Raw genomic sequence first — 13,438 nt, 5'->3', positions numbered from 1 at the left:
TTCTTGGACGACCAGAGAGAGGTGCGCCGGCCATGATCCACCTTTACCATACTGTTTCTCACTATCTCATGCAGGAAATTGATGGTCTAACAGAGTTCAGGCTAGTCGGTTCCGACAGGGTTCTGTCTCAACAACTCCCCCGTCCGCCTATATCTCTGTTTGACTCCTTGACTCCCCGGACGTGAAATGCCGACAGGAGCCGCATGATGGCGTCTAATGCAAAATTTTGTACCTAAGCCTTTACTTTGGAACTAACAATTTTCTTTCTGTACCTTGGCCTGTGCTGGAGCAGGTTTTCAGTGTCATAATTTGCCGCATGAAAAAGTAAGACAATGAACACCAATTAAGGTTCCCATCTGCCCTCAGCTCAATCCATCGAAATAATTGAAGAACATTCCATCCGGATCATATTTCTTCCGCAGATCTTGAAGGCGTTTCCAATTACTTTTGGTGTACGATTCCTGAACGTGATGTGGATACGTGACTGTGTCCGTTTCACCGATGTAATGCCCGGCGACAAACGGCTTAAGCAGCTGCAGACATCTCTTGTGCCATTGCGTGTTGGCTTCGTCGTCCTCCGCTCTCGTCCACATCGTCCACGGTCCGCCGTAATAACGGGCGCTCATTGAGAATGCAGCATCGGGAAGTGGAGCCGGAATGTTGGGCCCGGTATAAATTGCAAACATGATAAGAGTGGTTGGTGACGGCGTTTTCAAAAAATGGTCCCGGACCGCATTGAACACATCTGCTAATTTGGAGTTGGAAAACATTGCTTCAACGTGGTTACGGTGATCGGCGGGCCACAGATCTCCGGATGCATCGAATAAGGCCTCAAAGTTGCAAGGCTTTGCGATCGTCTTGGAAAGACACTTTGAAATGATCGGGCAATCATCGAGCGGTTTGAGCGATGACTCGGCCTCTTCCATTGAATCGGCAAAGATCGTTGCTGTCACCATGCAAACCTTGCCTGCAGGTATCTTGCCCCTTTCCGCAAGCTCCGGCGGGGCGCTTAGCATGAATAGACTCAATTCGATGTTGGGGGTCAATTTGCTTGCTATGGATTCAAGCCAACGGGCGACAGTGCCGACTTCGCCGATTGGGTAATAATAAGAGCTGAATGCTATCGCTTTGGGTAATTCATAGAGTTTGAGGTGGTAGCGGGTCACGACCCCAAAGAAGGTCGATCCGGCCCCACGCGCGGCCCAATAGTAATCGGTGTTCTGGTCTTTGTCGGCAGTAATTAGGTCTCCATCCGGAGTGACTAACTCAACTGCCTCTACGCTACCAATTCCGGGTCCCCATACACCTTGATTCCAGGACATTCCTCCGCTGAGCAGATAACCACTCACCTTGACGGGCGGGCAATGCCCAGTGGGGTAGGATAGGTTCCGGGCATTGAGGTGAGCTTGGATTTCCCGATTGCTGATGATTGGTTGCACCACAGCCTTATGGGCTTCTGCATCTATGGAAATGACTTGATCAAGATTTGTCAGATCGATCATCATGCCGCTGTTGCGCAGCGAAGGATTGCACCACGTGTGTCCACCGCCGCGCACTGTGACTTTCAGTTTGTTGGCCTGGGCGAACTTAACCGCCGTAACCACGTCTTGTTCGTCAGCCACACGAACAATCAATTGAGGCCGACGCTTCATCGGTTCATATTTATTCCAAACATCAAGAGCAATTTTCTCGAAATCGGCATCAGATGCGGTCAAGACTTGGCCCGTGATGCTTTTCCGGAGAGCGCTCGAATCTAGATTTGTGTGAGCCGGCGTCCTGCTGTTCTTCGCAATTTCATTATCCGTTTCCTCCGTCATGGCTAACGTCCTCCGTGTGTCCTGGGCTTGCTTACCGGAAATATCCGGCGGCCTTGCCATGTACTATAACTACGACAGCAGTGGGGCGCATTATGATCACCCTGAAAAAGAAATCCCGCCTTGCCGACGTGAACGACAAGGCGGGATTCTTTGCTTTTAGTGGTGCCGAGGGCCGGAATCGAACCAGCGACACAAGGATTTTCAGTCCTCTGCTCTACCGGCTGAGCTACCTCGGCGCATGTACGAAGGACATAATAGTGGGCAGGGCAGGGACTGTCAACCAATTTTGGACCCAAGAGTCAAGCTGCCAATCTTTTGGGAGGGGCTGAATGTCTTTGTGGGGCAGTCCCGCGGAACGCGGGATTCCAGCCTGCCCCACAATCTCTCACAAACCTCTAATTCGGTACACGATCGTGTGGTCGGGGTCCCTGTGGTCCATGTCTATTTCGGCAATTCCGTTGCGAACCAATTCTTGGATTATCTGCTCCGCACGCTCGAAGGAGACGTTCAGTTCCAGGGCAAGACGGGGCACAGTAAGGCAGTTGCCGTAGCGCATGGCAACTACCATGGCCTCATTGGTGTCTTTCAGCCTTGGGCGCCATGCCAGCAACGCGGAACCGCCCGCAATCATCGCCAGTCCTGCCATTATGGTCTCAGGGCCGATGAGGGCAAAGGCGTAAAGCGGGCACGAACTCATGACGGTCATCGCTCCTACCACGATCAGCCCGCGGCCGGTCCATTTTCGTCGCCAAGTTGTTTGAGCGCGGTCTTTAAGGTGAGCTTCGATTATCTCCCTGGTTCGGGCAGCCCGTTCGGTATCTTGCGCGAACTTCTCGGGCCCGCGTAGTTCCTCTTCGGCGGCCCGTCGGCGCAAAGGAGTTTTTTCGTCCCTGAGCAATTCAGGCTGCTTATATCTTTCCATGGTCGCTTCCATTACACGCAAGCGCCGCGGGCCGGTGTTCCTACTGGAGCGGAACAGGGCCGGTCATTTCCATTCCAAGGATAAATGCCTTCCTATTCAGTTCCACTTTGTCGGCCGACATGTATTGGGTGACAGCCTTATCGAGGTCCTCGGCTGTAATCGGCAGCAGTCCCGCTCCTGCCACAGCCCCTATCAATATGACGTTGGCGAGTATGGGGTTGCCCAGTTCCAGGGCCTTTTCAGTGGCTTGTACCAAATACACTCTCGCACTGAGGGACTCGACCGCGTCCAGCAGGTCGTTCATGGCAGGGTAGGGGAGTTCGCCGCTGATGACATCGACGGGATGAACCGGCCTGGTGTTGACCACGGAAACCGCGTTCGGATTGCCGAATTGAGCGAGGACACGCGCGGCTTCGCTCGGTTCCAGAGCTATGACCAGATCGGCCAATCCCGGTGGAATCAAAGGCCCGTACTGACGTGAGCGGGACACCCGCAGGTGGCTCATTACCGAACCGCCTCGCTGCGATGCACCATAAGTCTCGCCTATGGTGACTTTGTATCCTTGCTCTACGAGCATTGCTCCCAAGAGCAGAGAGGCAAGGACGTTTCCTTGACCCCCGACTCCGGTAACCACTATGTTGTAAGGATCTTTGTCCATTTCATACCACCTCTTTTACCATTGGTTCACCGGGCTTGAGGCGGCTCTGCGCCCGGTGAGGATGGAGGGGGAGACCATCTCCCCCTCCAAGCCTCCCCCATCGTGATTCCGACCGGTTCGAGTTGTCCCGCTCAATCGTTACCTTTCACAATCGCGTGAGCAGGGCAAATATCCGCGCAAACGCCGCATCCCGCGCAAATGGCCTCATCTATGTTGGTCTTCTTAAGGTCCCGGTCCCAGTTAAGGCCGGGGCACCTGAAGACCCTCGTGCACAGCCGATTGCAGCCACAGTCCTCTCCCATGCACTTGGCCGGGTCAACGGTAACCTTGTACCGGCGGGCTCCTTTCTTTGCTCGAACTAAAGCGCACGGTTGTCGCAGGATCAGAATGTTGGTACCGTCACGCTGTAGCAGATCGTAGACCGTCGTGACCGTTTCCTGCACTTGGAAGGGATCGAGCACAACCGGTTCGGCCCCGAGGCCTGAGCAAACCTGTTCTATGTCAATAACGGGCGCGGGAGAGCCCATCGCGTCGGCAGCGCTGCCCGGATGCGGTTGGAAACCGGTCATGGCAGTTGCACTGTTGTCCAGGACGATCATCAAGCAGTTGGCTTTATGATGTAAGGCGTTGATAAGAGCAGGAATCGCCGCGTGATAGAAGGTGGAATCTCCGCACACGGTGAGAGCGGGCTGAGTGGCTCCGAGTCTGTTCAAAATCCCGAACCCCGACGCCATACCTATCCCCGAGCCCATAGCGTGAAGCGTCTTGGCCTGACTAAAGCCGGTAGGCATGAATCCCAACCCGTAACAGCCTATGTCTCCGAAGAGCACCCCATCCCGTCCATCCAGTGCTAAAGCGGTCTTGATGGCCCAATAGGACGCGCGGTGTGGGCATCCGGGACAGAACGCCAGAGACCTCGCGGGGCAGAAGTTGTTGAGGACCTCCTCGGCGGTTGCCTGGTACTTTGGGGCAACACCGGGCGCAACGGCGCCTGTGAGGCCGGAGAGAATGGACAGCACAAGTCCCGGGCTCAATTCCCCCTGGTCAGGGACTGTACCGGATTTCTTGCCGAGAAAATCAATCCTGGGCAGGTCCAAGTTGTGGTCGGCATAGAGAGACTTGACGTTGTTCTCTAATACCGGGTCCACCTCTTCGAGAAACAGGACCTTGGATGCCGACCCAAGATGGCTCAGAATCAGTCTCTCCGGCAAAGGCCAGGTCGTCCCTATTTTTAGGAGGCCGATGCGGGCTTCCAGGCCAAGGATCTCCACGGCCTCGTTTGCGAAAAGCCATCCGGCCCCGCAAGTAATAATTAGCAATTCCGGAGAATTAGGTCCACGGTACTTGTTGAATGGAGAGTCCTCAAAATCCTCCTGAGCTTGCCTCAGCCTTTCATGTGCCACCGGATGGGTTACCGCGGCCGGCAGAGCGGAAAGCGGGCGGCTGGTGTCAAAGTAAGGAACGGGTTTTTCCTTGTGCAGGGGGCCTAATACAACGTTTCCCCGCGCATGTGAAATCCGGGTCACGCTCCTGACAAGGCAGACATTGCCGATCTTTCTGGAAAGCTCGAAAGCATGGCGCACCATGTCCTTGGCTTCGTGGAACGTGGCCGGCTCCATCAGGGGAAGATCGGCCAATTTGGCGTAAATCCTCGAATCCTCTTCATTCGTGCTTGATATGCCTGACGGGTCGTCACAGACAACCAGCACAAGCCCACCCCGTATGCCGGTCATGTTCAGGTTCAACAAGAAATCCGAGGCCACGTTGAGACCGTTCTGCTTCATGGCCACGATTGCGTTCAACCCCGACGTCGCGGCCGCTGCCGCGACCTCCAGGGCCACTTTCTCGTTGATTGACCACTCAACGTAAATGCCCATTTGAGCGGCCACTTCGGCCAGGGACCCTATGATCTCGGAGGAAGGATTGCCCGGGTAGGCGGCGGCAACGCTCAGACCCGCTTCGAGGGCCCCGCGCGCAATGGCCTCATTTCCCATGAGCAGCACTTCTTTGCCTGGGGCGTCTATACCTATTACCGGCATTTATGGTGCTCCGTTACTCTTGGCTTGAAAAAGAAGATAATCCTGAATGAGCTGATTGATGTCTCCGTCCAGGACAGCGTTCACATTCCCGATTTCACAATTGGTCCTGTGGTCCTTGACCATCTGATACGGTTGGAGGACGTATGAACGGATTTGTGAGCCCCAGGCTATGTCTTTCTTCTCTTTATGGAGCTGGTCCTTCTCCGCTTGTTTTTTCTGCAACTCCAAATCATAGATCCTGGACCTCAGAATCTTCATTGCCATAGCCTTGTTTTTGTGTTGGGAACGCTCGTTCTGGCACTGAACCACTATTCCTGTCGGCAAATGTGTAATTCTTACCGCGGAGTCGGTCTTGTTCACGTGTTGGCCGCCAGCTCCGGATGCTCGGTAAGTGTCTATGCGCAGGTCCGTCTCGTTAACCTGAATATCTACGCCTTCGTCCGCGGAAGGATATACGAAAACCGAAGCAAACGAGGTGTGTCTGCGCGAATTGGCGTCAAAGGGCGATATCCTGACGAGTCTGTGTATACCCATCTCCGCTCTCATCCTGCCGTATGAATAGTCGCCCTCGATCGAGAAAATACCTGACTTTATCCCGGCCTCTTCTCCGGGAAGTGTGTCCAGGATTTCCGCTTTGTATCCTTCGCGTTCCGCCCAGCGCAGATACATCCTCAAGAGCATTTCCGCCCAGTCTTGGGCTTCGGTGCCACCCGCTCCCGCGTGGATTTCCACTATGGCATCGCCGGTATCTTCCTGGCGGGTGAAAAGCCTCTGGATCTCCAAGCCTCGAATATGCTCTTCTATGTAATCCAGCTTTTGCTGCACTTCCTTGAGCACGGAGGGGTCATCTTCTTCCAGTGCGAGTTCCAGCAGTACAGCGGTGTCATCCAATTCCCGATCCAACCCGAGATAGTTCTCAACCAGCTTGGAGATCTGTTTTTGTTCTTTGAGAAGTTGTTTTGCGGCTTCGGGGTCGTTCCAGAATTCGGAGTTTTCCTGACTTTTCTCCAGTTCGTTTAGGCGAGATATCTTGGCGTCCAGGTCAAAGATAACCTCGAAGTTCGGTGCTTTTCTGACGTATATCAGCCAATCTCTCTTGAATTTCCAACATCATCATCCTCCTTGGGAAGAAGGCCGCCTCCTGCGAAGGCGCGTCCTTCCAACCACTTGTTGTATGCCGTGAAGCCTTCGGAGTCCACAGACTCCAGAGCTTCCTCCATTATTTTGAGCTTCGAATCCAGATTGTCAATGAAGTGTACCAGCAGAGCTTCTCGCGTAAGCGGTTTGACCGGTGCTCCGAATTGTGTCTCACCGTGGTGAGACAGGATGATGTGTTCCAGTTCCATCAGCCACGGTCGGTCCTCAAGGCCCTTTTGTGCCGCGGCGTCTCGGACAAGGCCCACACCCAGTATGACGTGTCCTATGAGCCTCCCCTCCAGAGTTCTCCCTTGGGCTCTGGGGTTAAGTTCCAGTATCTTCCCTATGTCATGGAGAATTGCCCCTGCCAGCGCAATGCTTCGGTTTATGTTCTTTTCGATTTCGAGTATTGCCTCGACTTTGCGCGTTACGGTGCAAACGTGCTCTATCAAGCCGCCTCGGTAAGCATGATGTATCATCTTGGCCGCGGGAAAGGTCTTGATAGTGTCGGCGTTCTTTACCAGGATCTCCTCCAGGAGATCGCTCAATTCGGGCGGCTCCAATGTTCGCGCCAGAGCTATCAGCTCTTCGAGCAGGGCTTCCGGGTCACTCTGCGACGCACGTATCAGGGAAGCAGTGTCCGGGATCTCCGAGGGCTCCACCCGGCGGATCTTTTCAACCACCAACTGATTTCGGTCCTTGTAGGCCTCGACGCGGCCCTCGATCTTGACGAAATCCCCCGGGTTGAAGTCCTGCCCCCATTTTCGTAGGGCATCGGACCACATCTTGCACGATATGGTCCCCGTCGCGTCCCCCACGGTCAAATCCAAATAGTCCTGGCCGCTGCGGGTCTTGCGAACATCTTTGGACCTCAATTCAAAGAACTGCAAAACAGCAGTGCCGGGCTGAAGATCTTTGACGCAGGTTGAAATCAGGCCTAAATCATCGTTGTTCATGCTCGGCTTCTTTCCGAGGCTTCCGGCCAGGATTCCAGTGTTGGGCTCGGTGTTGGCTTCCCGGACTGCTCAGTATCTCGGGGATCGAGGGCGCACAGTGGATGGGAGCGGATGGCTCATCCGATGAATCAGGGCATCGAGGCATTTTTCAATGAAAAAGTCCACGTCCAACTCTTTCCCTCCGTGGAGAATGGCGTAAATTTCCCCCAGGATCGGAGGGTGAAAACCACGTTGGGAGGCTATCCTCTGAGCGAATCGCGTGGCTTCAAAGCCTTCGACCGCTATCCTCTTTTTCCGATATTGTTCGAGGAGAATGCGAGCGGGCCGAAGTTTGCCCTGTTTGTCGTCCATTTCAGCCAAGTCCCGGCCGAAGAGCGCGGAGCGGCCTCCTCGGCAGGTCGCAAGCAGGTCCGCCATCCATACCTGGCTCTCCGCGTCGAATGTTTCCGGCGAAGCCCCCAAAATCATTCCGAACTGACGTATCTCAGCGGTCACAAGAGTGGCATAAGTAGCCAGGAAATTTTCCGGCGCTTTTTTGGATCCCTCCAGCATGCCGAATCCAATGGCGTAAACGTTCTTCAATGCCGCTGATATTGACGTTCCGATAACATCCCCGGAATACACCACCCGAAACCGCGGGGTCTCAATGAGTTGTCTGAGGCGCTCGAAGGTCTCAGCCTCCTCGCAGGCTATCTGAGTCACTCCCGCGCCGCCGCGCACTATTTCGTGAGCAAGGTTGGCGCCGGAAAGAACTGAAAGCCTCATCTTCTTTCCGAGCCGTTCCATTTCTCTGTATGCCGTCTGGCACGGCAGCAGCCCTGTCTCCGGAATAAAGCCTTTGGTGGCGATTACAAGATCACTTCCTTCCGGCGCGAGTTCCAGGATCTTCGTTAAGTTGGAGTGAAAATACTTGCTGGGGGTAACGATTAATATAAGTGAAGTATCGCCCACTGCCGCAGTTAGATCGGCTTCCGGTCGGACCGACCGTGGCAGGTCCATATCTTTGAAGTGCCAGGGATGCTTGCCTTCGACAGTAAGCTTTTCGATAAGGTCTTCCCTCGAATCGTACAGGACCAGAGAATGCTCGGCAAGTTCCTCTTTTTTCAGTAAATTCCAGCCAATGTGCAGCGCAAGCGTATACCCCCAAACCCCCGCATTCACTACTGCCATAGCGTTTCGGCCCCGGAGAGGATATATTCTCCGGTCCGCGTGATAAGAATAAAACCTGAGCAAAAACGCATTCTTCGGCGAAAAACTACGGCGTAACAGAGATCTCGTAACAGCCCCGCGATTGGTCAAGACCCTGGTCCCCATCCGGACGGCCTCAGGGATGTCGGAAATCAACACCGGATTGAACGGTGGATCTTTTCTATATCTGGCCCTGAAGAAGGATCGGGTATCCTCCATTTCGTGTTCTACTCTCTTTCGAAGAGTCTTTACGTCTACCCGTTCAAGGCCCTGCATGGACTTGGCCACAATCTGGCTCGGATGAATCACCTTGTTGCGTGCGATCTCTTCGATGGCGCGATGCGAGATCCTCATGAGGGTCAGGGAGTTGTCGTCCGCCAACTCAAACGGATCCCCAAGATCTACGCTCACCTCGCCGAAAACTGCGTCCCAACGATTCAAGATCCTGTCGGAATTGCCCATGCCCACCAAAAGCGGGAGCAAGTGAAACCATCCCCGCGGCAGCATGGAGAGGAAAGGAAAGAATTTCGGAGAAGTAAGATGGCTGTCTTCGGGAATCGCAGAATAGGACATGGCAACCGGCACGATGAGAACTCTTCCGGTGGCCTTTACCGCGGATATCACCCCATGCGGGACGTAGGGTTCACGCAGTATGCCGTCCCGCGATCTAACCGAGTATCTGCTTGTTCTTGCGAAAAGAGCCTGTATTTCTGAGGCCTCGGCAAGGGCAGCGGAAAACCAGGCGTAGGCACGGTGCTGCACTGACGAAAAAGTTTTGGGGACCGCAAGTGTCCGAAAGCCCGCTATCCACTGGGACGGCTTTCCTTTCGTGACACTCCCCGAAACGTGCATGATCGGTTCAGAGAGGCCCAGCTCGCGCAGAAGCTGTGCGACAAGCACATAATCGAAGTATGAACTGTGCCCTATAAAAAAGAATTTGGGGCCGTCAAATCCCTGTATTTTCCTAATGACCCCTTGCGGCACCGGGGAGGAAATGTCCGTGAACAATGTCTTCGCCAAGAAACTCAGCACAGGCGAAATCTGGCTGAATTTGGAGGGCTCATAAGATACTGAAAGGTCTGACAAAGCAGCCGCGAGTTCGCTTCGATCACCTCGGGGCTCGAAGTTCTCGCATAATTCCAAAGCCCTCTCGCGCAGCGAGGCAGGGTTCAATGGCGCAGGTACGGGGACTGAAAAGGTCTTGCGAAATTCGCGGTACCTGTCATTGGATTGGAACAGTTCTATAGCGCGACGAAGGCTCATCGTCGTTTTGCCTCGCGTGGAATTGTCGCTCCAAGTAGTCGGACGGGATCAGTTGACTATACCCGTTGCCGGTCTTTCAGGCTCCCGCGAAGGCCCTCTGGGCCCTGGTTTAGGAGGAGCCGGCGCGGGCTGCATCTGCCGAGCAGGCGGCTGGGGTCTGGCCTCCGGAGCAGGTTCAGGCGCCATAGCCGGAGGACCTGGCCTGACCATAGGCTGTGGCGGAGCCGGCGCAGTCGGGGGCGCAGTCGTTCTCGGGGGCGGAGCGACCTCGGCCTCACCGCCGGAGAACTTCACTGACACAAGTACATCATTAAACACTTGCTGAAATTTTTCCATAGATGACGACGGCGCAAGGCACGAAACTCTGAGTAGTGTCTGATCCTGCTTGTAGAAGACAATTACTATGTCCAACCAAATCCGGAGCTTGTCCTCCAGGGCCTGGATGAAAAAGAAGTACGCTCCAGGGACCTCGCACTTAAACTCCCCTTCGTCAAGAATGCGAACTTCCTGTTTTTCTTTGCCAGCTCCGGCGGTTTTCTGTAAGTCCTTTATCCCGTTGCGGAATTCCTGCAGAAAAACGCTAATGGGGTCCTTTACGGGTTTGTGGGCCGCAACATGTATGGAAGCCCTGAAATTATCCGTCAGATCAGGGGCTTGAAACTGTTTGTAATAGTTTCCTTTAGGTTTGTCGATTTTCACCCATGTGGCAGGATACTTCATGGAAAAACCGTAATCGTCGCTGACAAATTCCTTATAATCCTGTGCCCACAATGTTACGGGAACAATTAGCAGAAACACAATGATTATTGCCATGGGCACTCGTGAATACGACCCCACCCTGGGCAAGTCCATCGACAAATCTCCTTTCATCATCGGCTTGCACGAACCAAATGGCATGATAACAGGAAAGCCTTCACACGGTCAATGCTTTTCTCCCCTGGTCCAGACCCCGCAAAAGCCGCTACAGAAGAACCCACCGGGGTTACCGGTAGGTCGACCCCCTCCAACGAATGCCTTCGTTGGTTAGAACTGTAAACAAGGTACTCAGGCTAACAAACAGGCACACAAAGACGCCCACGGGAGAAGCCAAGGCGTATATCCAGTCGCCTTGCTCATGATTGATAAAAATACTGAACGGTATGATCACTGCGGCCATAGCCAGTAACGATACAATGAACAGCGCCACCGCAGGAAGCTCGCTCCTCCCGATGAGCAGAAAGATGGCAGAGACGGCAAACAGGAGTATCATTAAGGACAGGACTGCGTAGTTCATGGTGAGACGCGCTATCTTCGCAACGTTCTTCTCCAATCCCCCATAATATGTTCTTTTCCAGAATCGGCACACATCCGAAAGTCTGTCAAACGGCTTGGTCCGAACTAAAGCGAAGCCTCGCATTACCATCAATTTCAACCCGTTGGCTTTTGCGGCCTTGCTGAGGGCCACGTCTTCGGTTACCTCGTTTCTGAACCTTTCCCATGTCCCCAGCTTCTCATATCCCTGCCTGGTAATCATTATGAAGCAGCCGGAGGCCAAGGCAGCCTCCTTTGCGGGATTGTTCACGTCGGTCAGAGGATAGAAATACGAAATGCCCAATGCCATGTGGGGATGCACTGCGTTTTCATTGAACCCCTTTTTGACGAAGCCCGGCAGCAAACTGAACATGTCCAACTTCTGGGCCTTGAAAAACCGGAGCACTTGGGATATCGCCTTCGGGTCAAGAAAGACGTCGGCGTCGGTGAACAAAAAGATGTCTCCGGAGGCTTCCTGAGCAGCCCTAAACATGGCGTGGGTCTTGCCGGTCCATCCTTTTGGCAATTCGTGGATCGAGATAACCTTTATCCTCTGATCCTCTTGGGCTAACCGTTCCATAATTCGGAGTGTGTCGTCTTCGCTGCGGTCGTTGACAAGAACTATTTCCAAGTTGCTGTAATCAGAAGCGATAATTGATCGAACAGACGCCTCGATACCTGAGACTTCATCCTTGGCAGGCACAACTATTGTAACTAACGGGTGGGGATTGTCCGGGAGTCCAACCTGTTCCGGCAACGTCGGCTCATTGTCCAGCGCGCGAAATAAGAGGACGTTCATTCGCATCAGTTCTATGAAAACGAGCAGAACAAACACGAATCCGATCCAAAGGGCAGCAGTAATCAACATTCAGAATCCTTTTGCTCACATGGCAGTTGTACCGATCAAAAGTGACTCTGAGACATTTACGTCTTTCCCGGACCTGTAGTAGGGTACTCCAGGAAAGCCTGGGGTAGAAAACCCGTCACTCATGTGATGCCGATTCGCAATACCAATGCGCATCCCAAAGAGTAGCATCGAGACACCTGTTCCGAGCCTGCTCCGGCAGATCTCGTCGGCCGCAAAGGGCACGACCCGGTAACGTAACTTTATCCGGTTTTGTCTTTTTGTCCAGGGGTAAGTTACCGACTGGCCGGCAGAGCTAAACTTCGGGGCAAGCTTGTCCTAAAACGCGCAATCGCGAGTGAGAGAGCGGTTCCAAACACTCCGGGGCCTCGCGAAATCCACAAAAAAAGCCTTCAGCGCATTACTGCTTATTCAAGTCAAGTGAAGCGGTTTTTCGATTGGACAGCTTTTCGGCCCGGACGTGATCCTTTTTGGCCAGGGTGGGTTCCTCCATTTTTTCGTACAGCAAGGCCCTTGATTTGTACGCGTCCGCTCTCCCAGGCTCCATTCTGATGGCCGCCGAAATGTACGCATGTGCTTCAGGATACAGCCCGTTTGCCATCAATTCCTTGCCCTTGGCCAGGTGTTCGGGCCAACGGGCCGGTTCCTCGTCGTAAACGTAAATAGCTTCCTTGGAGTAATCGCTTTCCCCGCGCTCGTTCCATGAGGTCACGGCGAAACAATGCATCTCACCTTTGTTGAGCCCTGAAATAATCGCAGAGCAGTTCGGGGAGTTCGCAAAGCTTCTATACTCAGTGGGTGTCGAGCCCCAAAAAACGGTGTAATAAAGCGCATTCTTTACTGCGGGCCACTTTATGCGCACTCCTTGGGGCACCTCGTCCACCTGGATCGAAGGCGGCGGGACAGCGGCCTTTGTTCCACCGGAATTCGTTCCGGTCCCACAGGACGCCACCGCCATAACCGCGACGAACAAAGTGCAAATTTGAAACCCGCGAAGCATCACAAAGACCCCGCCGTCCCTCACACATAGCCCTCTATCTACCTTTTGTCTTGCACCATGAAGCATTAAAGCCGTCTCTTGTTCAGCGCGCCGGTCGCTTGTATCAGGATCGATGCGCACCTGGCAGTAATTAATATCGGATCATTTTGTCCTGTTCGGCATCTTTTTGCAACCCCTTTTTGGCATTATGGCCGAAAATCAGTGCGTTGAAAGGGGCTTGATCAGGGGAGCAACGTTTGACTTGATCAATCGCCTATGATATAAATCCGTTCCTGACAAGAGCTTATAATAGTAATTAATATG

10 protein-coding genes and 1 tRNA gene are annotated in these 13,438 nt (G+C 53.6%); all 11 read right to left on the bottom strand.

Features of this window, described 5'->3' with window-relative positions; translation table 11 throughout:
* Positions 1–362: 362 nt before the first annotated feature.
* The 11 genes from HY913_13405 to HY913_13355 all read right to left on the bottom strand — a co-directional run bounded on the left by HY913_13405 (position 363) and on the right by HY913_13355 (position 13,201).
* Entirely contained in the window at positions 363–1,817 is a 1,455-nt protein-coding gene (locus HY913_13405) for an FAD-binding oxidoreductase (GenBank protein ID MBI4964268.1), read from the bottom strand.
* Positions 1,818–1,977: 160 nt separating this feature from the next.
* A tRNA-Phe gene (locus tag HY913_13400) sits at positions 1,978–2,053 on the bottom strand.
* Between the two features lie 149 nt (positions 2,054–2,202).
* Positions 2,203–2,739 carry a hypothetical protein gene (locus HY913_13395; protein MBI4964267.1) on the bottom strand — a complete coding sequence of 179 codons (537 nt, stop codon included), beginning with the start codon at positions 2,737–2,739 and terminating at the stop codon, positions 2,203–2,205.
* 40 nt (positions 2,740–2,779) lie between these two features.
* Positions 2,780–3,397, bottom strand: coding sequence for an indolepyruvate oxidoreductase subunit beta (locus tag HY913_13390; protein MBI4964266.1), 618 nt, complete (start codon positions 3,395–3,397; stop codon positions 2,780–2,782).
* Between the two features lie 131 nt (positions 3,398–3,528).
* Complete coding sequence (locus HY913_13385; protein MBI4964265.1) at positions 3,529–5,436, bottom strand: 4Fe-4S binding protein; 1,908 nt, start codon at positions 5,434–5,436, stop codon at positions 3,529–3,531.
* The gene (prfB, locus tag HY913_13380; GenBank protein MBI4964264.1) at positions 5,437–6,477 is read right to left on the bottom strand and encodes a peptide chain release factor 2; all 1,041 of its coding nucleotides are present in this window, start codon (positions 6,475–6,477) and stop codon (positions 5,437–5,439) included.
* A gap of 41 nt (positions 6,478–6,518) precedes the next feature.
* Positions 6,519–7,529, bottom strand: a complete 1,011-nt coding sequence (locus HY913_13375) for an HD domain-containing protein (GenBank protein ID MBI4964263.1) — start codon at positions 7,527–7,529, stop codon at positions 6,519–6,521.
* A gap of 69 nt (positions 7,530–7,598) precedes the next feature.
* Positions 7,599–9,980 carry a hypothetical protein gene (locus HY913_13370; GenBank protein ID MBI4964262.1) on the bottom strand — a complete coding sequence of 794 codons (2,382 nt, stop codon included), beginning with the start codon at positions 9,978–9,980 and terminating at the stop codon, positions 7,599–7,601.
* Positions 9,981–10,028: 48 nt separating this feature from the next.
* Positions 10,029–10,832, bottom strand: a complete 804-nt coding sequence (locus HY913_13365; GenBank protein ID MBI4964261.1) for a hypothetical protein — start codon at positions 10,830–10,832, stop codon at positions 10,029–10,031.
* A 130-nt stretch (positions 10,833–10,962) separates the two neighbouring features.
* Positions 10,963–12,138, bottom strand: coding sequence for a glycosyltransferase (locus tag HY913_13360; GenBank protein ID MBI4964260.1), 1,176 nt, complete (start codon positions 12,136–12,138; stop codon positions 10,963–10,965).
* Positions 12,139–12,535: 397 nt separating this feature from the next.
* Positions 12,536–13,201 carry a hypothetical protein gene (locus HY913_13355; GenBank protein MBI4964259.1) on the bottom strand — a complete coding sequence of 222 codons (666 nt, stop codon included), beginning with the start codon at positions 13,199–13,201 and terminating at the stop codon, positions 12,536–12,538.
* Positions 13,202–13,438 lie beyond the last annotated feature (237 nt).

It is taken from the genome of Desulfomonile tiedjei, assembly GCA_016212925.1.
In the GTDB taxonomy this organism is placed as follows: Bacteria; Desulfobacterota; Desulfomonilia; order Desulfomonilales; family Desulfomonilaceae; genus JACRDF01.
Note: the sequence above shows the minus strand (reverse complement) of the source record. Positions and strands in the feature narration are given on the sequence as shown.

Coding starts and splice junctions, on each gene's coding strand:
- HY913_13390 (MBI4964266.1), bottom strand. CDS start 3,397: ATGGACAAAGATCCTTACAACATAGTGGTTACCGGAGTCGGGGGTCAA.
- HY913_13385 (MBI4964265.1), bottom strand. CDS start 5,436: ATGCCGGTAATAGGTATAGACGCCCCAGGCAAAGAAGTGCTGCTCATG.
- HY913_13405 (MBI4964268.1), bottom strand. CDS start 1,817: ATGACGGAGGAAACGGATAATGAAATTGCGAAGAACAGCAGGACGCCG.
- HY913_13355 (MBI4964259.1), bottom strand. CDS start 13,201: ATGCTTCATGGTGCAAGACAAAAGGTAGATAGAGGGCTATGTGTGAGG.
- HY913_13375 (MBI4964263.1), bottom strand. CDS start 7,529: ATGAACAACGATGATTTAGGCCTGATTTCAACCTGCGTCAAAGATCTT.
- HY913_13395 (MBI4964267.1), bottom strand. CDS start 2,739: ATGGAAAGATATAAGCAGCCTGAATTGCTCAGGGACGAAAAAACTCCT.
- HY913_13365 (MBI4964261.1), bottom strand. CDS start 10,832: ATGGACTTGCCCAGGGTGGGGTCGTATTCACGAGTGCCCATGGCAATA.
- HY913_13370 (MBI4964262.1), bottom strand. CDS start 9,980: ATGAGCCTTCGTCGCGCTATAGAACTGTTCCAATCCAATGACAGGTAC.
- HY913_13360 (MBI4964260.1), bottom strand. CDS start 12,138: ATGTTGATTACTGCTGCCCTTTGGATCGGATTCGTGTTTGTTCTGCTC.